Source organism: Paraburkholderia sp. CI2 (assembly GCF_014201055.1).
Lineage (GTDB): Bacteria > Pseudomonadota > Gammaproteobacteria > Burkholderiales > Burkholderiaceae > Paraburkholderia > Paraburkholderia tuberum.
The window spans coordinates 77,049-95,644 of sequence record NZ_JACHDL010000019.1; the positions used below are offsets into that span (position 1 = coordinate 77,049).

The window sequence follows — 18,596 nt, forward strand, 5'->3', positions numbered from 1 at the left end:
CGCGTTTGAGGGGTGGCCGTTGAACGGCCATACCCTTTGGTGCAGTTCGCATGACCTGCCAGGCTGATATGACTCCCGGTGTCAATCGGGATCGGGTTTTTAGTTTCTCGAATTCATGTTGCCGGAATTTCCTCAGGGCGGCGTAGCAGTACATTTCGGCGGTGGATCAAGCTGATATCCGCGGGTTGGGTACCGCACTAAAGATGTCCGCCCAATGAGCCTGCCGCTATCTGGAACCGCAAGTCGGATGCAGTAGTCCGTTGCGTAGCCTGGTCGCGGGTTACTCGTCCCAAGCGAGAGTAGAAAGGCCTTCACGCGTTGCCGTGCGCGCTTCAGGTCGTCTTTGGCGCCAGCCACATCCGTGCCAGATCGCGGAACGCTTCGTCGTCGTCGCTCGGCACGTACACCGCGGAGAGGTCACCGGCGCGCAAAGACCGCACAAGCTTGATCGCATTACCCCGCTCAGTCTTGACCCGTTCACCCGGTTTTTTCGGAATCAGCGATCGGGCGCACACGATGCACCCGAATCCCTTCTGCACGAACTGCCGGTAAAGTCCGTAGCCGCATGGACCGGCCTCGCAGACAACGCAGATGTGCCGCACTTTCGACTGCAGGCGCCTGCACAGGTGATCGATATCAGCCTGCGTCATACCGATCTTGCCCAGCAGTTCGACTTCGCCCGAGCCCGGCGCATACGCGACTGTGATCGAGTCCTTGTGTACATCGAGACCGACGCACAGCGTGCTGTCGTCTTCCATGCTGGCCTCCGTGCCGGAAATCGCCGGGAGCGGCCGTGTCCGCACTGTGCTGCTCTGGCTGCAATGCTAACCCGCGCTTGATTCCTTACGGCGGGCCAGCCATTGCCTCACGGGAGTCATACTGCATACTGACTAGCAATGTCGAGTGCTTCCCGGCCGAGCCGTTTATCGTTTTTGGCGATTTTATGCCGCCTCTTGTTTGCCGCGTTCGCACGGCGTTCCGATGCGTCAAACGCCGTGCGAAACTGCGCTGAAGACCGACAGGACGCATCGCCGCAAAGTGTTGGCGTAGCCCGTCCGGCTCCCCTTCCCGACGGCTCGGGCGACCTTGCAAAAGCCCGGATTTGCCGCCACATTGTCGAAAGATTCCTATCAAATCAAGCGGAAATGCGCATCGCCCGGCGTTCCGCGGATTGCGTTTGGGCCGGAAAATGGCTACAATCGCGAAGTCGCTGGGCGTACGGTTTCATGTGCGGCTCAGGTGCGACCACCGGCAATAAGATGATGGGCGTTCAGCCCATTTTTTTTTGCCGCTCAGTTCATCGTGGTTCGGCATCTCGGGTTCGCACGAACGTGCGCCGGCTTGGCGCGCGGCCCGCATTGGTTGTTTGCAGAAGAGGCGAGGCTCGCTGCGCGAACATCTAAGAGGGCACTGTGCAACTGACGGAACTGATTGAAACCACGGTCGTGGGACTCGGCTACGAGCTCGTCGATCTCGAGCGCACCGGGCGCGGCATGTTGTGTATCTATATCGACCAGCCAGCCGGCATCGCAATCGAAGACTGCGAGAAAGTTACGCGTCAGCTCCAGCACGTTCTGACGGTCGAAAATATCGATTACGAGCGGCTCGAAGTATCGTCACCCGGTCTCGATCGCCCGCTGAAGAAACTGGCGGATTTTGAACGTTTCGCGGGCAGCGAAGCGGTTATCACACTGAAAAAGCCATTGGACGGTCGGAAATCGTACCGGGGCATTTTGCATGCTCCGCAAGGCGAGACGATCGGTCTGGAATTTGAAGGAAAAGAAGGGGCCGCGATGCTCGATTTCACGCTCGCGGACATGGACAAGGCGCGCCTTGTTCCGAAAGTTGACTTTAGGAGCCGCAAACAATGAGTCGCGAAGTGTTGATGCTGGTGGATGCGCTGGCACGCGAGAAGAATGTCGATAAGGACGTGGTATTTGCCGCGCTCGAAGCGGCTCTCGCTTCGGCCTCCAAGAAACTCTTCGAAGAAGATGCGGATATCCGTGTCCACATCGACCGTGAAAGCGGCGAGCACGAAACGTTTCGCCGCTGGAAGGTGGTGCCGGACGAAGCAGGTCTGCAGGAACCGGATCAGGAAATTCTGCTGTTCGAGGCGCGCGAGCAGCAGCCCGATATTCAGCTCGACGAGTTCATCGAGGAGCCGGTGCCGTCGATCGAATTCGGCCGTATCGGCGCGCAGGCCGCCAAGCAGGTGATCCTGCAGAAGGTGCGCGACGCCGAGCGCGAGCAGATCCTGAACGACTTCCTCGAGCGCGGCGAACACATCATGACCGGCTCGGTGAAGCGCCTCGACAAGGGCAACTTCATCGTCGAATCGGGCCGCGTCGAAGCGTTGCTGCGCCGCGACCAGCTGATCCCGAAGGAAAACCTTCGGGTGGGCGACCGCGTGCGCGCGTATATCGCAAAGGTCGACCGCACCGCGCGTGGTCCGCAGATCGAGCTGTCGCGTACGGCGCCGGAATTCCTGATGAAGCTGTTCGAGATGGAAGTGCCGGAAATCGAGCAGGGCCTGCTCGAGATTAAAGCGGCGGCTCGCGATCCGGGCGTGCGCGCGAAGATCGGCGTGGTGGCTTATGACAAGCGCATCGATCCGATCGGCACCTGCGTCGGTATTCGCGGCTCGCGCGTGCAGGCCGTACGCAACGAGCTCGGTGGCGAAAACGTCGACATCGTGCTATGGTCGGAAGACCCCGCCCAGTTCGTGATCGGCGCGCTCGCGCCGGCAGCCGTGCAGTCGATCGTCGTCGATGAAGAAAAGCATTCGATGGACGTCGTCGTCGACGAGAACGAACTCGCGGTCGCGATCGGCCGCAGCGGCCAGAACGTGCGGCTTGCCAGCGAGCTCACCGGCTGGCAGATCAACATCATGACGCCGGACGAATCTGCGCAGAAGCAGAATCAGGAGCGCGGCGTCCTGCGCGACCTGTTCATGGCGCGTCTCGATGTCGACGAGGAAGTCGCCGATATCCTGATCGACGAAGGCTTCACGAGCCTCGAAGAGATCGCCTACGTGCCGCTCAACGAAATGCTCGAAATCGAGGCATTCGACGAAGACACCGTTCACGAACTGCGCAACCGCTCGCGCGACGCGCTGTTGACGATGGCGATCGCGAACGAAGAAAAGGTCGAGAATGTAGCGCTCGACCTGAAGAGCCTGGACGGCATGGACGCCGACCTGCTCGCGAAACTGGCCGAACATCAGATCCAGACGCGCGACGAACTCGCCGAGCTGGCCGTGGATGAACTGGTCGAGATGACTGGGATGGGAGAGGATGCCGCTAAGGCGTTGATCATGAAAGCACGTGAACACTGGTTCCAGTGAGAAATGACCATGGCGCACTGAATTGAACGCGGCCGTCAGGCCGCATGACCCGATGCTAACCGCAAGGAATCGGTCCTTGCATTAAGAGGAATGAATGGCGAGTAACAACGTAGCCCAATTTGCCGCGGAACTGAAAATGCCTGCAGGCGTGCTGCTTGAGCAGCTGCAGGCAGCTGGCGTCACAAAAGCGAGCGAAGCCGACTCCTTGTCCGAAACGGACAAGGCGCGTCTGCTCGACCACTTGCGCAAGTCTCACGGCTCGACTGATGCAGACAAGCGCAAGATCACGCTGACGAAACGGCATACGTCGGAGATCAAGCAGTCCGATGCGACGGGCAAAGCTCGCACCATTCAGGTCGAGGTGCGCAAGAAGCGCACGTTCGTCCGCCGCGACGAGACTGTCGCGGAAGGCGGGGATGCATCGAATCATGTGGCCGAGAACGCCGACGCAGAAGATCTCGAACTGCAGCGTCGTGAGGAAGAAGCACGTCACGAAGCTGAGCTGCTCGAAAAGCAGGCGCAGGAGCTGAAGGCGCGCCAGGAACAGCTCGAGCGCGAAGAAGTCGACCGTCAGGCGCGCGAGAAGGCCGCGGAAGCCGAGCGTCAGCGCGCGGAAGAAGATGCAAAGAAGCGCGCATCGGTTGCGGCCGAGGCGGCGGCTCGCGAGAAGGCCCAGCAGGCGGCGGCGAAAGCCGCTGCACCGGTTGCCGAGAAGGCAAACGAGCAGGACGACGAACGCGCGGCAGCGGAACGCGCCGCGCAACGCGAAGCCGCGAAGAAAGCGGAAGACGCCGCGCGCGTGGCCGCCGAAAAGGCGCGCGCCGAACAGGAAGAAATCGCCAAGCGCCGCGCGGCGGCCGAAGCCGAAGCGCGCGCGATTCGCGAAATGATGAACACGCCGCGCAAGGCGCAGGTGAAGGCGCCGGAACCGGCACCGAAGCCCGCCGAGCCGGCCAAGGCGGCCGAAGCCAAGGGCACGCTCCATAAGCCGGCGCGTCCGGCTGGTGAAGCACCGGCGCGCCCGGCAGCGAGAAAGCCGGCAACCGCCGCGACTCCGGCGCCCGCGAGCGCACCGTCGGCGGGCGACAAGAAGAAGCCGGGCGGCGGTAAGAGCGGCTGGCAGGACGACGCAGCGAAGCGCCGCGGCATCAAGACGCGCGGCGATTCGAGCGGCGGCGTCGATCGTGGCTGGCGCGGCGGTCCGAAGGGGCGTGGCAAGCATCAGGAGCAGAACACCACGTTCCAGGCGCCGACCGAACCGATCGTGCGTGAAGTGCATGTGCCGGAAACCATCACGGTCGCGGATCTCGCGCACAAGATGGCGGTGAAGGCTTCGGAAGTCATCAAGGTGATGATGAAGCTCGGCCAGATGGTCACGATCAACCAGATGCTGGACCAGGAAACGGCGATGATCATCGTCGAGGAACTGGGCCACCATGCGCTCGCGGCGAAGCTGGACGATCCGGAAGCCATGCTGGTCGAAGGCGAAGCGAGCGACGCCGAAGCGCTGCCACGTCCGCCGGTCGTCACGGTGATGGGCCACGTCGACCACGGCAAGACCTCGCTGCTCGACTACATCCGCCGCGCGAAGGTTGCGGCAGGCGAAGCGGGCGGTATTACGCAGCACATCGGCGCCTACCACGTCGAAACGCCGCGCGGCGTGATCACGTTCCTCGACACGCCGGGTCACGAAGCCTTTACGGCAATGCGTGCCCGCGGTGCGAAGGCGACCGATATCGTGATCCTGGTGGTGGCCGCCGACGACGGCGTGATGCCGCAGACGAAGGAAGCGATCTCCCACGCGAAGGCTGGCGGCGTGCCGCTCGTCGTCGCGATCAACAAGATCGACAAGCCGGAAGCGAATCCGGAGCGCGTGAAGCAGGAGCTCGTCACGGAAGGCGTCGTGCCGGAAGAGTACGGCGGCGACTCGCCGTTCGTGCCGGTGTCGGCGAAGACCGGCGCGGGCATCGACGATCTGCTCGAAAACGTGCTGCTGCAGGCCGAGGTGCTGGAGCTGAAGGCACCGGTCGAATCGCCGGCCAAGGGTCTCGTCATCGAAGCGAAGCTCGACAAGGGTAAGGGTCCGGTAGCAACGATCCTCGTCCAGTCAGGTACGCTGAACCGCGGCGACGTCGTGCTGGCAGGCAGCGCCTACGGTCGCGTGCGTGCCATGCTCGACGAAACCGGCAAGCCGACCAAGTCCGCGGGTCCGTCGATTCCGGTCGAAATCCAGGGTCTGTCGGAAGTGCCGCAGGCTGGCGAAGAAGTGATCGTGATGCCGGACGAGCGCAAGGCGCGTGAAGTTGCGCTGTTCCGTCAGGGCAAGTTCCGCGACGTCAAGCTCGCAAAGCAGCAGGCCGCGAAGCTCGAGAACATGCTCGAGCAGATGGGCGAGGGCGAAGTGCAGTACTTGCCGCTCATCGTCAAGGCCGACGTGCAGGGTTCGCAGGAAGCGCTGGTGCAGTCGCTGCAGAAGCTCTCCACCGACGAAGTACGCGTGCAGATCGTGCACGGAGCGGTCGGCGGCATCAGCGAGTCGGACGTCAATCTCGCGACGGCGTCGAAGGCGGTCATCATCGGCTTCAACACCCGCGCGGATGCGCAGGCTCGCAAGCTCGCGGAAGCTAATGGCGTCGACATCCGCTACTACAACATCATCTACGACGCCGTGGATGACGTGAAGGCAGCAATGTCGGGCATGCTGGCGCCGGAGAAGCGCGAAGTCGTGACGGGCACGGTCGAAGTACGCCAGGTATTCAAGGTGCCGAAGGTCGGCACGGTGGCCGGCTGTATGGTCACGGATGGTTTCGTCAAGCGCTCGTCGTCGGTGCGCGTGCTGCGCAACAACGTCGTCATCTTCACGGGCGAACTCGATTCGCTCAAGCGGTTCAAGGACGATGTGAAAGAAGTCCGTCAGGGCTTCGAGTGCGGTATGTCGATCAAGAACTTCAACGATATCGTCGAAGGCGATCAGTTCGAAGTCTTCGAGGTCACCGAAGTCGCGCGTACGCTGTAATTCGCGCGGCACGGCACAGCGGGCGGAACGGGCTTGACGCCCGCTCCGCCCGTTGTTTTTGAGCCCACAGTGTCGAGTTTGTTGCTGGCTTGGTTGCCGCGTTCGTCGCAAATGGACTCTCACCCCGCCGCGGCGACCGCGACGCCGTCGTATCGAACGAATATCGAACACGGCTCGCGCGAACCAATTTTTTGCATCCGTCTTAGCGGAGCACACAACACCATGCCTAAGAAACGTACTACTCCCAATCGCAACGTGCAGATCGCCGATCAGATCCAGCGCGACCTGGCTGAGCTTCTGCGCGAGGTCAAGGATCCGCGCATCGGCATCGTCACATTTCAGAGCGTCGAGCTAACGCCCGACTACGCGCACGCAAAGGTCTACTTCACGACGCTGACGGGCGACCCGCAGCAAACGCTCGAAGCGCTGACGCACGCTGCCGGCCATCTGCGCAATCTGCTGTTCAAGCGCCTGCATATCCACACGGTGCCGACGCTGCATTTCCACTACGACAAGACGATCGAGCGCGCCGTGGAGATGTCGCGTCTGATCGACGAGGCAAATTCCACGCGCGCGAAAGACGACTGAGCGTCTGCCGTGCCGTGGCGTTCCATGTAGCGCGCGGCGCCTTTTTTCGCATTTCCCGAACGTTCTGCCTCCCTCGACATGACCGCACCTCAACGCCCCCGCGTGCCGCGTCGCGCGCTCGATGGCGTGCTCCTGCTCGACAAGCCGCTCGGCCTGTCGAGCAACGACGCGCTGGTTAGCGCGAAACGTCTTTATCTGGCGAAAAAGGCGGGCCACACCGGCACGCTCGATCCGCTGGCAACCGGCCTGCTGCCGCTGTGTTTCGGCGAGGCCACCAAGTTTTCGCAAGACTTGCTCGAAGCCGACAAGACCTACGAGGCGACGATGCGCCTCGGTATCCGCACGACCACAGGCGACGCCGAAGGCGAGGCGTTCGACATCCGTGCCGTCGACTGCGACGAAGCTGCGGTGCGGGCGGCTTTGCCGAAATTCATCGGCGAGATCGTTCAGATTCCGCCGATGTACTCGGCGCTCAAGCGCGATGGCAAGCCGCTGTACGAGTACGCGCGCGCCGGCCAGACGGTCGAACGGGAAGGGCGGCAGGTGACGATTCGCGCGCTCGAGCTGATTGCGTGCGCGTTGCCGGATGTGACGTTTCGCGTGACGTGCAGCAAGGGCACCTATGTGCGCACGCTTGCCGAGGATATCGGCGAAGCGCTCGGCTGCGGCGCGCATCTGGTCGCGCTGCGGCGCACGGGCGTCGGCGCGCTGACGCTCGAGCATTCGGTCACGCTCGACGCGTTGTCCGACGCGACTGAACTCGAACGCGACGCATGGCTGCAACCGGTCGACGCGCTGCTGTCGACGTTCCCGCAGGTCTGTCTGAACGACGATGACACGCGCCGCTTCCTTCATGGCCAGCGCCTGAAGCTGTCGTCGCTGACGATCGCCGCCGACGCGGTGAATGCCCCGCGCGTGAGGGTGTACTCGGCGCAGGGGCGGCTTCTGGGGGTCGCGAAGCCGGGCGAAGGCGTGCTCGCGCCCGACCGTCTGATCGTGACGACGGAGAGCTAGAGGTCGCCGTTTTGCCAGCCCGGCGCGGACAATAAAAAAACGGGATCGCCATCGAGCGATCCCGTTTCGATCATGCCCTCCGGTGGAGCGGTGTCGAACTAAAGCAACACCACAAACGCCCCCCTCAATGTGCCGCGGCCGCCGCCGCTCCCGCATCGCCGCCTGCCCGTTCCGGCCGCGTGATCCAGATCAGCGCGATCAGCGCGACAAAAATACCGGCCGAAATGAAGAACAGATCGTTTACGCCGAGCTGCGCGGCCTGCTGCGTGACCATGGTGTTGAAGAGACCGTAGGTCTGCTGCTGATCCAGGCCCGCCGCGCCCATCTGATGAATCGATTGACCGAACACTGGGTTGTAAGCATTCGCCTGTTCGGTCAGTTGCGCGTGATGCATGATCGTGCGGTGATCCCAGGCGGTCTGGAAGATCGACGTGCCGATACCGCCGCACATGATCCGCACGAAGTTCGACAGCCCCGAGGCCGCCGGAATCCGATGGCCCGGCAAGCCCGACAGCGTGATCGACACGAGCGGAATAAAGAAGCCGGCCATACCGATACCTTGAATCAGCGTGGGCAGCATCAGCGAGTACGTATCGACGCCCGTCGTATAACGCGAGCGCATCCAGAAACACAGCGCGAAAATCAGGAACGACAGCGTCGCGATATAGCGCGGATCGGTACGCGGCAGCACCTTGCCGGTCAGCGGCGACAACAGGATCGCGAACACACCGACGGGTGCCATCACGAGTCCGGCTTCGGTCGCCGTGTAGCCGATATCGGTCTGGAGCCACAGCGGCAACAGCACGAGATTGCCGAAGTAAAGCCCATAGCCGATCGACAGCGCGATCGTGCCGCCGGTGAAATTGCGTCGGCTGAACAGCGACAGATCAACCACCGGATGCTCGGCCGTCAACTCCCACACGATAAAAAACGCGAGCGCGATCACCGCGACGAGCGCGAGCACGACGACCGTCGTCGACGAGAACCAGTCGAGGTCCTTGCCCTTGTCGAGCATCACCTGAAGCGAGCCGACCCAGACGATCAGAAGACCGAGGCCGACGCCGTCGATTGGCGCCTTCCTGATGACCGAATCGCGGTTACGGAAGATCATCCACGTCGCGGCGGCCGCGACCGCGCCGACGGGAATGTTGACGTAGAAGATCCACGGCCACGAGATGTTGTCGGAAATCCAGCCGCCGAGGATCGGACCGGCAACCGGTGCGATCAGCGTGGTCATCGCCCACATCGATAGCGCCATCGGCGCCTTCGCGCGCGGATAGCTCGCGAGCAGCAGCGTCTGCGACAGCGGGATCATCGGGCCGGCCACCGCGCCTTGCAGCACGCGCGACGCAAGCAGGAACGGCAGGTTCGGCGACAGCCCGCACATCCATGACGACAGCACGAACAGCACGATCGACGCCATGAACAGCCGCACCTGGCCGATGCGGTCGGTGAGCCAGCCGGTCAGCGGTACCGAGATCGCGTTGGCCACCGCGAACGACGTAATCACCCACGTGCCCTGGTCGGACGATACGCCGAGGTCGCCGGAAATCGACGGGATCGACACGTTCGCGATCGACGTGTCGAGCACGTTCATGAACACGGCGAGCGACACCGCGATGGTGCCGATCACCAGTTGCGCGCCCTCGAGCGGCGGGTGAGGGACTTGCGCCTGAGCCTGAGCCATTAAAAGAGCCTTCCATGAATCATCGGGCGGACCCTCAGCTCTTATGGGCCGCCGGTTTCGCGGCGGCCGCGGCGCTCGCCGCGGTCGACTTCTGCGCGCCGCCGTTCGCGTTCGTGCCGGCGTTTTCCGAGATGATGCGCGCGATTTCCGCATCGGCTTCCGCGCCGTACTTGTCGAAGACGTTGGTCTGGTAAGCCGTGGACGGCGCCTGACCGAGCTGGCCGCCGGTGTCGTCCTTGATGTTCACGTCAGCTTGCATCGACAGACCGATACGCAGCGGATGCTTCTCCAGTTCCTGCGGATCGAGCGAAATACGCACCGGCAGACGCTGCACGACCTTGATCCAGTTGCCGGTCGCGTTCTGCGCGGGCAGCAGCGAGAACGCCGAACCCGTGCCGGCCGAGAAGCCGACCACCTTGCCGTGATACGGCACCGACGAGCCGTAGACGTCGGCCGTCAGTTCTACTGGCTGGCCGATGCGCATGTGCTTCAGTTGCACTTCCTTGAAGTTCGCCTCGACCCACACGTCATGCAGCGGCACGATCGCCATCAGCGGCGAGCCGGGCGATACGCGCTGGCCGACCTGCACCGAGCGTTTTGCGACATAGCCTGTGACCGGCGCCGGCAGAGTATTGCGAGCGTGGTTCAGGTATGCGTCGCGCAGCTTCGCGGCGGCGGCCTGCACGTTCGGGTGATCGGCGATCGTGGTGTTCGCGGTCAGCGCGCGGTTTGCCGCGAGTTGCTGTTTGGCGGCGTCGAGCGCGGCTTGCGCGCTCTTCACGGAGTCGCGTGCGTGCGAAATTTCTTCCTGCGATACCGCGCCGGTCTGCGCGATCGTCATACGGCGCTTCAGGTCGTCCTGGGCGCGCGACAGATCGGCCTGGCTCGCCGCGACCCGCGCTTCGTACTGGCTGTCGTCGGCGAACAGACCGCGCACCTGGCGCACCACCTGCGCAAGATTGGCCTCGGCCTGTTCGAGTGCGACGCGCGCGTCGGCCGGGTCGAGCACGACGAGCGGGTCGCCGGCCTTGACGACCTGGGTGTCGTCCGCGTTGACCGCGATCACGGTGCCCGTGACCTGCGGGGTGATCTGCACGACGTTGCCGCTCACGTAGGCATCGTCGGTGTCTTCATGGAAGCGCGCGACGAGGAAGTAGTACAGGCCGTACGCGACCGCGGCAATCAGGATCACGATGACGAGCAGCGTCATCATGCGCTTGCGTTTGCCGTTGTTCGCCGCTTGCGGTGGAGTGGCGGGCTGCTGGGGGGTGCTCATTGATGTGCTCCGGGTTCTTTTGAACGTCGTCGTTTATTCGAGTGTTCGTGTGTATGCGTGTGCGTCGGCGCGGGCGGGCTCGCTCAGTTCGCGGCGGTGCTCGTGGCGTGGTTCGCGGCGTGGTTTGCGGCGTTGGCCGATGCGGGAGCATCGGTCGGCACGACGAGACCGGTCTGGGTTGCGTCGAAGCCGCCGCCCAGTGCCTTGATCAGACCGATCTGCAGACTACGGCGGCGCATCTGCAGACCCGTGACCGTCTGCTCGGCGGCAAGGCGGTTTTCGTCGGCGTTGAGCACCTGCAGCTGCGGCGACAGGCCGGCCTTGTAGCGGATTACGGCGAGCTGGTACGCCTTGCTCGACGCGTCGAGCGCGCGCTGGGCGTCACCCTCCTGACGGTCGATCGAGCGGATCGACGACACCTGCGTCGAGACGTCCTGCAGCGCGTTGATCAGCGTCTGGTTGTAGTTCGCGACGTCGCCCTCGAAGTCGGCGTAGCGGCCCTTCAACTGCGCGCGCAACGCGCCGGCGTCGAAGATCGGCAGATGGATCGCCGGGCCGAACTGGATCTGACGGCTCGACGCGGTCAGGAAACGGCCCCAGCCGAACGCGTCGAAGCCGAAGCCGGCCGCGAGATTCACGTCCGGGTAGAACTCGGCTTTCGCTTCCTTCACGTCATGCATCGCGGCTTCGACCTGCCAGCGCGCGGCGACGATGTCCGCGCGACGCGCCACGAGGTCGGCCGGGATGTTGTCCGGCAGAGCGACCACGTCGCCGCCGGTGAGCACCGGCTTGTCGATCTGCAGGCCACGGTCCGGGCCTTTGCCGAGCAGCGCGCCCAACTGGTAGCGCACGACGGTGATCTGTCCGTCGAGGTCGGTCAGGTTCGACTGGCTCGTCGCGACGTTGCCGGCGGCGGTCTGCTTCTCGACGTTGGTGTCGAGGCCGGCCGTCACGCGGTCATTCGTGATACGGCCGACGTCCTGGCGGTTCGCGATTTCACGCGCGGCGATGTCGCGAAACGAATACAGCTGCGAGAGCTGGTTGTAGGTGCTCGCGACCGACGCGGCGAGCGTCACGCGCGCCTGCTGCATATCGGCCTCGGCGGCTTTCTGCTGCGACACGGCCTGGCCGAGCCGCTGACGGTTCTTGCCCCACAGGTCGAGATCCCACGACGCGCTCGCGAGCACGTTGTTCTCGCTATACCAGGTGCCGCCGAACGGAGGCGGGTAAAGGGAGTTTGCCGAGTACAGCTCGCGGGTCCACGAATAGCTCGCGCTGACCTTCGGGAACAGCGCTGCGCGCGAGCTTTCGATATACGACGAAGCCTTTGCGAGCCGCGCTTGCGCCTGGGCGATCGACGGGCTGCCCTCGAGCGCTTCCGCGATCAGCTTCGGCAGTTGCGGGTCGCCGAACTGGTTGGCCCAGTCGAGCGATGGCCACTGGCCGCCCTCGTTGGGCAGACTCTGCGTCGACTCGTACTGCGTCGGCGACGCGATCTGCTTGTCGCTTTTGACGCCGAAGTAGTTCGCGCACCCCGTGAGGGCGAGCGCCGTCACCGCGGCGGCGACAGCGGCCCGGCTCGACAGCGCGGGCGCGGACAGGGAAAGGGATTTCATCGCTCGACTCTTTTTTGAGTGGAATGTATTGATGGACGCAGCAAGCAAGCTATTACGATTTGCTATCGGGATGGCTTGCGGCGTCGCGGGAAAGTCCCGTGTGTTCGCCGGAATTAACGAGCACGCGACGCAGCATGCTCTTCAGGAAGCCCACTTCTTCCGGGGTGAACCCGTTCAGCAGGTTATCGAGCACGCCATTGAAAATGGCCGGCATGCGAGCCGCGATCGCATGGCCTTCCGGCGTCAACGCGAGGCGCACGACGCGCCGGTCTTCGTTACTGCGCACCCGCGTGAGCAGGCCGCGCTTTTCGAGCCGATCGATCAGGCGCGTGACGGCGCTTGCGTCGATACCGTATTCACGCGCCAACTCAGCCGCGAGCAGGCATTTGCCGCTTGCCACCATGAACAGGATGCTGCCTTGCTGGCTGGTGATGCCGAGTTCGGCCATGCTGCGCTGCGTGATCAGGTTTGATAGCGTCGATTTCACCCGCGAGATGAGGTAGCCGACGCTTTCGCCGAGCTGGTACTCGCTGGGATCCGGCGTGAATTTGTTGGACGGCTGCGTCATGATTCTCGTGCGAATGCAATGGTTGACTAGGCATTAGTATAGCTGGCTGTTGATTGACGCGACAAGCGTTAATACAGCTTAGGCAAGGATTATTTCGCGCTCAAGCAACAAACCGTACCGAATGACGTAGGGCGGGGCAAGGCGCGATTCGCGCAACTCGCCCAGGCGCGGAGAGCGGACGGTCTATCGGGGAATACCAGAAAAGGATCATCCGTGCGTGCTATAATTTTGGGTTCCCAAAAGTGCGCTTTGGGCTTGTTGTCGTGGTTTGGCTCCTCAACCAGCAGCATAAGCAAGCGGCGCACTCAACCGTCTTCAGGTTTCCTATGACCCGCGCCCTACGCAACATCGCCATCATTGCTCACGTCGACCACGGCAAGACCACGCTCGTCGACCAGCTCCTCCGTCAGACCTCCACGTTCCGCGAGAACCAGCAGATCGCCGAGCGCGTGATGGACTCGAACGACATCGAAAAAGAGCGCGGCATCACGATCCTGTCGAAGAACTGCGCGGTGGAGTACGAGGGCACGCACATCAATATCGTCGACACGCCGGGGCACGCCGACTTCGGCGGCGAAGTGGAGCGCGTGCTGTCGATGGTCGACTCGGTGCTGCTGCTCGTTGACGCGGTGGAAGGCCCGATGCCGCAAACCCGCTTCGTCACGAAGAAGGCGCTCGCACTGGGTTTGAAGCCGATCGTCGTGGTCAATAAGGTCGACCGTCCGGGCGCGCGGATCGACTGGGTGATCAACCAGACCTTCGACCTGTTCGACAAGCTCGGCGCCAGCGAAGAGCAGCTCGACTTTCCGATCGTCTACGCATCGGGCCTGAACGGCTACGCGGGTCTCACGCCTGATGTACGCGACGGCGACATGCGTCCTTTGTTCGAGGCAATCCTGCAGCACGTGCCGGTGCGCCCGGCCGACCCGGAAGGTCCGCTGCAACTGCAAATCACGTCGCTCGACTACTCGTCGTACGTTGGTCGTATCGGCATTGGCCGTATCACGCGCGGCCGCATCAAGCCGGGCATGGCCGTCGCGGTGCGATCGGGCCCGGAAGGCGAAATCCTCAATCGCAAGATCAACCAGGTGCTGTCGTTCAAGGGTCTCGATCGCGTGCAGGTCGACTCGGCCGAGGCGGGCGACATCGTGCTGATCAACGGTATCGAGGAAGTGGGCATCGGCGTGACGATCTGCTCGCCGGAACAGCCGGAAGCGCTGCCGATGATCACCGTCGACGAACCCACGCTGACGATGAACTTCCTCGTCAACTCGTCGCCGCTCGCGGGCCGTGAAGGCAAGTTCGTCACGAGCCGCCAGATTCGCGACCGCCTGATGAAGGAACTGAATCACAACGTCGCGCTGCGCGTGCGCGATACCGGCGACGAAACGACGTTCGAAGTGGCCGGCCGCGGTGAGCTGCACCTGACCATTCTGGTCGAAAACATGCGCCGCGAAGGCTACGAGCTGGCCGTGTCGCGTCCGCGCGTCGTGATGCAGGAAATCGACGGCGAGAAGCACGAGCCGTACGAAAATCTGACCGTCGACATGGAAGACACCCACCAGGGCGGCGTAATGGAAGAACTTGGCCGCCGCAAGGGCGAAATGCTCGACATGGCATCGGACGGCCGTGGCCGCACGCGTCTCGAGTACCGTATTTCGGCGCGTGGTCTGATCGGCTTCCAGTCGGAATTCCTCACGCTCACGCGCGGTACGGGTCTGATGAGCCACACGTTCGATTCTTACCAGCCGGTCAAGGAAGGCGCAGTCGGCGAACGTCGCAACGGCGTGCTGATCTCGCAGGACGACGGCGCGGCAGTCGCGTACGCACTGTGGAAGCTGCAGGACCGCGGCCGCATGTTCGTGGCGCCGGGAGAAGCGCTGTATGAAGGCATGATCATCGGCATCCACAGCCGCGACAACGATCTCGTCGTGAACCCGATCAAGGGCAAGCAGCTTACCAACGTGCGCGCGTCTGGCACCGACGAAGCCGTGCGTCTCGTGCCGCCGGTTCAGCTGTCGCTCGAATACGCGGTCGAGTTCATCGACGACGACGAGCTGGTCGAAGTCACGCCAAAGTCGATCCGTCTGCGCAAGCGCTACCTGAAGGAACACGAGCGCCGCAGCGCGAGCCGCAACAAGGTTGCCGGCGAATAAGCCGGACTCGAATATCCGTCTGGATAGCAGGAAGCGGAAGCCACCTTCGGGTGGCTTCCTTGTTTTTGGCGCATCAAAACGTTTGGCGCTGCATCATGCCTGCCACTTTCCGGGGCGGCACACATGTAGACACCCATTGCGCCGTTCGCCTTCATTTCTCACAGAACACTGTTGCGCGCTGTGAAAAGGCACCCCGTCGCCCGCGAAACGCCCGCCATCACAGGCTTTGCGCCTGTGCCGTTCGCTATCTGGGCTATTCGTTCTGTGCTATGCTCCCGGGTGCAAAGTTTGAGGTCCTTCCAAGCAAGACTTGATTCGCGCAATCCGCTAAACGGTCAGGCCGTGTCGCGGAAGGTTCGGTAACCCGCTATTTCTCGAGAAACTCGAAGAAAGGTGAGCGTAAAAATGATGAAGCAATTCCAGTCGAACTCTTATCTGTTCGGCGGCAATGCTCCGTACGTTGAAGAAATGTACGAAGCGTATCTCGATAATCCGGCGTCAGTGCCCGAGACCTGGCGCAGCTATTTCGATGCGTTGCAGAACGTGCCCGCATCGGACGGCAGCAACGCCAACGACGTGGCCCATGGCCCGATCGTCGAATCGTTTGCCCAGCGCGCCAAGGCCAATGCCTTCCTGCCGCGCGCAACGGCCGGCGGCGAAGATCTCGCAACCGCCCGCAAACAGGTTTACGTCCAGTCCCTCATCGGCGCATATCGCTTCCTCGGCTCGCAATGGGCCAATCTCGATCCTCTGAAGCGCCGCGAGCGTCCCGCGATCCCCGAACTTGAACCCGCGTTCTACGACTTCACCGAAGCCGACATGGACCAGGAGTTCAGCGCAACGAATCTGTACTTCGGGTTCGAGCGCGCAACGCTGCGCGAGATCGTCAAAGCCCTGCGCGACACGTACTGCGGCACGATCGGCGCCGAGTACATGTACATCAGCGATCCGGAGCAGAAGCGCTGGTGGAAGGAACGCCTCGAATCGATCCGTTCGACGCCGAGCTTCAACAACGACAAGAAGAAGCACATCCTGAATCGCCTGACGGCCGCCGAAGGCCTCGAGCGTTTCCTGCACACCAAGTACGTCGGCCAGAAGCGCTTCTCGCTCGAAGGCGGCGAGAGCTTCATCGCGGCAATGGACGAAGTCGTGCGTCACGGCGGTCTGCGCGGCGTTCAGGAAATCGTCATCGCGATGGCTCACCGCGGCCGTTTGAACGTGCTGGTCAATACGCTCGGCAAGATGCCGGCAGACCTGTTCGCCGAATTCGAAGGCAAGCACGTCGATGATCTGCCGGCCGGCGACGTGAAGTACCACAAGGGCTTCTCGTCGGACGTCGCGACGGAAGGCGGCCCGGTTCACCTGTCGCTCGCGTTCAACCCGTCGCACCTCGAAATCGTCAACCCGGTGGTCGAGGGCTCGGCGAAGGCGCGTATGGACCGTCGCGGCGACGAAAACGGCGTTCAGGTGCTGCCGGTGCAGATCCACGGCGACGCGGCTTTCGCTGGCCAGGGCGTCGTGATGGAAACGCTGAACCTCGCGCAAACGCGCGGTTATGGCACGCACGGCACGCTGCACATCGTCATCAACAACCAGATCGGCTTCACGACGTCGGACCCGCGCGACTCGCGCTCCACGTTGTACTGCTCGGACGTCGTCAAGATGATCGAAGCGCCGGTGCTGCACGTGAACGGTGACGATCCCGAAGCGGTCGTGCTGGCCACCCAGATGGCGATCGACTTCCGCATGCAGTTCCACAAGGACGTCGTCGTCGACATCGTCTGCTTCCGCAAGCTGGGCCACAACGAGCAGGACACCCCGGCGGTCACGCAGCCGCTGATGTACAAGACGATTTCGAAGCACCCCGGCACGCGCGCGCTGTACGCTGAAAAGCTCGTTCAGCAGGGCGTCATCAAGGCCGAGGATGGCGAGGAATTCGTCAAGGCTTATCGCAGGGCGATGGACGAGGGCCACCACACGGTCGACCCGGTGCTCTCGAACTACAAGAGCAAGTACGCGGTGGATTGGGTGCCGTTCCTGAACCGCAAGTGGACCGACGCGGCCGACACGGCCGTGCCGCTCGCGGAACTGAAGCGCCTCGCCGAACGCATCACCACGATTCCGGAAAACTTCAAGGTTCACCCGCTCGTCGAGCGCGTGATCAACGACCGTCGCGCCATGGGCCGCGGCGAAGCGAAGCTCGACTGGGGCATGGGCGAGCACCTCGCGTTCGCGTCGCTGGTCGCATCCGGTTATGCCGTGCGCCTGACCGGTCAGGATTCGGGCCGCGGCACGTTCACGCACCGTCACGCAGTGCTGCACGACCAGAACCGCGAGCGCTGGAACGACGGCACCTACGTGCCGCTGCAGAACATCGCCGAAGGTCAGGCGAAGTTCACGGTGATCGACTCGGTGCTGTCGGAAGAAGCGGTGCTCGGCTTCGAATACGGTTACTCGACCGCTGAACCGAACACGTTCGTCGCGTGGGAAGCGCAGTTCGGCGACTTCGTGAATGGCGCGCAAGTCGTGATCGACCAGTTCATCTCGTCGGGCGAAGTGAAGTGGGGCCGCGTGTCGGGCCTGACCATGCTGCTGCCGCACGGCTACGAAGGCCAGGGTCCGGAGCACTCGTCGGCGCGTATCGAGCGTTTCCTGCAACTGTGCGCAGACCACAACATGCAGGTCGTTCAGCCGACCACGCCGGCGCAGGTCTTCCACCTGCTGCGTCGCCAGATGATCCGCCTGTTCCGCAAGCCGCTGATCGTCGCGACGCCGAAGTCGTTGCTGCGTCACAAGGAAGCCGTGTCGGATCTGTCGGAACTCGCGAAGGGTTCGTTCCAGCCGGTCATCGGCGAAGTGGACGAAACCATCGACGCGAAGAAGGTCAAGCGCGTGCTGGCCTGCTCGGGCCGCGTGTACTACGACCTGGTCGCGCATCGCCGCGAAGCGAAGGTGAACGACGTCGCGATCATCCGTATCGAACAGCTCTATCCGTTCGCGCACAAGCAGTTCGAAGCGGAAATGAAGAAGTACGACAACGCAACCGAAGTGGTGTGGGTGCAGGACGAGCCGCAGAATCAGGGCCCGTGGTTCTACATCGAGCACCATCTGAAGGAAGGCATGAAGGAAGGGCAGAAGCTGGCGTACAGCGGCCGTCCGGCTTCGGCTTCGCCTGCAGTCGGCTACTACGCGAAGCACTACGAGCAGCAGAAGGCGCTGATCGAAGGCGCTTTCGGCCGTCTCAAGAGCGCGTCGATCGCTAAATAAAGAAACAGACGAGCCGGGAAAGCGCAGTGCGCTTTCCCGCGCCGCGCCGAACGTTTCCCATGAGG

At 63.0% G+C, this 18,596-nt stretch carries 11 protein-coding genes and 1 pseudogene; 7 read left to right on the forward strand and 5 right to left on the reverse strand.

Annotated features, from left to right (window positions below):
- Window positions 1-288 precede the first annotated feature (288 nt).
- Window positions 289-758 (reverse strand): annotated as a pseudogene (locus tag HDG32_RS24080) (transposase); the annotation flags it as partial.
- Between the two features lie 654 nt (window positions 759-1,412).
- On the opposite strand from HDG32_RS24080, the gene rimP reads away from it, so the two are divergent.
- The 5 genes from rimP (at window position 1,413) to truB (ending at window position 7,961) form a co-directional block, all read left to right on the forward strand.
- Window positions 1,413-1,871 (forward strand): ribosome maturation factor RimP, encoded by a 459-nt coding sequence (rimP, locus tag HDG32_RS24085; protein WP_006052964.1) that lies wholly within the window; start codon window positions 1,413-1,415, stop codon window positions 1,869-1,871.
- Window positions 1,868-3,343, forward strand: coding sequence for a transcription termination factor NusA (gene nusA, locus HDG32_RS24090; protein ID WP_176120042.1), 1,476 nt, complete (start codon window positions 1,868-1,870; stop codon window positions 3,341-3,343). The genes rimP and nusA overlap by 4 nt, the downstream gene beginning before the upstream one ends.
- 94 nt (window positions 3,344-3,437) lie before the next feature.
- Window positions 3,438-6,359 (forward strand): translation initiation factor IF-2, encoded by a 2,922-nt coding sequence (gene infB, locus HDG32_RS24095; RefSeq protein ID WP_184071234.1) that lies wholly within the window; start codon window positions 3,438-3,440, stop codon window positions 6,357-6,359.
- 222 nt (window positions 6,360-6,581) lie between these two features.
- Window positions 6,582-6,947, forward strand: coding sequence for a 30S ribosome-binding factor RbfA (gene rbfA / locus HDG32_RS24100; RefSeq protein ID WP_008922231.1), 366 nt, complete (start codon window positions 6,582-6,584; stop codon window positions 6,945-6,947).
- Window positions 6,948-7,025: 78 nt separating this feature from the next.
- Window positions 7,026-7,961: a tRNA pseudouridine(55) synthase TruB gene (gene truB, locus HDG32_RS24105; protein ID WP_184071236.1), complete on the forward strand. Its 936-nt coding sequence runs from the start codon at window positions 7,026-7,028 to the stop codon at window positions 7,959-7,961.
- 124 nt (window positions 7,962-8,085) lie between these two features.
- On the opposite strand, the gene HDG32_RS24110 is transcribed toward truB, so the two are convergent.
- The 4 genes from HDG32_RS24110 to HDG32_RS24125 form a co-directional block, all read right to left on the reverse strand.
- Window positions 8,086-9,648 carry a DHA2 family efflux MFS transporter permease subunit gene (locus HDG32_RS24110; RefSeq protein ID WP_184071238.1) on the reverse strand — a complete coding sequence of 521 codons (1,563 nt, stop codon included), beginning with the start codon at window positions 9,646-9,648 and terminating at the stop codon, window positions 8,086-8,088.
- 34 nt (window positions 9,649-9,682) lie between these two features.
- Entirely contained in the window at window positions 9,683-10,924 is a 1,242-nt protein-coding gene (locus tag HDG32_RS24115; protein ID WP_184071240.1) for an EmrA/EmrK family multidrug efflux transporter periplasmic adaptor subunit, read from the reverse strand.
- Window positions 10,925-11,007: 83 nt separating this feature from the next.
- Entirely contained in the window at window positions 11,008-12,540 is a 1,533-nt protein-coding gene (locus HDG32_RS24120; RefSeq protein WP_184071242.1) for an efflux transporter outer membrane subunit, read from the reverse strand.
- Between the two features lie 52 nt (window positions 12,541-12,592).
- Window positions 12,593-13,108, reverse strand: coding sequence for a MarR family winged helix-turn-helix transcriptional regulator (locus HDG32_RS24125; protein WP_184071244.1), 516 nt, complete (start codon window positions 13,106-13,108; stop codon window positions 12,593-12,595).
- A gap of 326 nt (window positions 13,109-13,434) precedes the next feature.
- Between HDG32_RS24125 and typA the strand changes: the two genes are divergently transcribed.
- The gene (typA, locus tag HDG32_RS24130; protein WP_184071246.1) at window positions 13,435-15,264 is read left to right on the forward strand and encodes a translational GTPase TypA; all 1,830 of its coding nucleotides are present in this window, start codon (window positions 13,435-13,437) and stop codon (window positions 15,262-15,264) included.
- A gap of 405 nt (window positions 15,265-15,669) precedes the next feature.
- The gene (locus HDG32_RS24135) at window positions 15,670-18,531 is read left to right on the forward strand and encodes a 2-oxoglutarate dehydrogenase E1 component (RefSeq protein WP_184029901.1); all 2,862 of its coding nucleotides are present in this window, start codon (window positions 15,670-15,672) and stop codon (window positions 18,529-18,531) included.
- Window positions 18,532-18,596 lie beyond the last annotated feature (65 nt).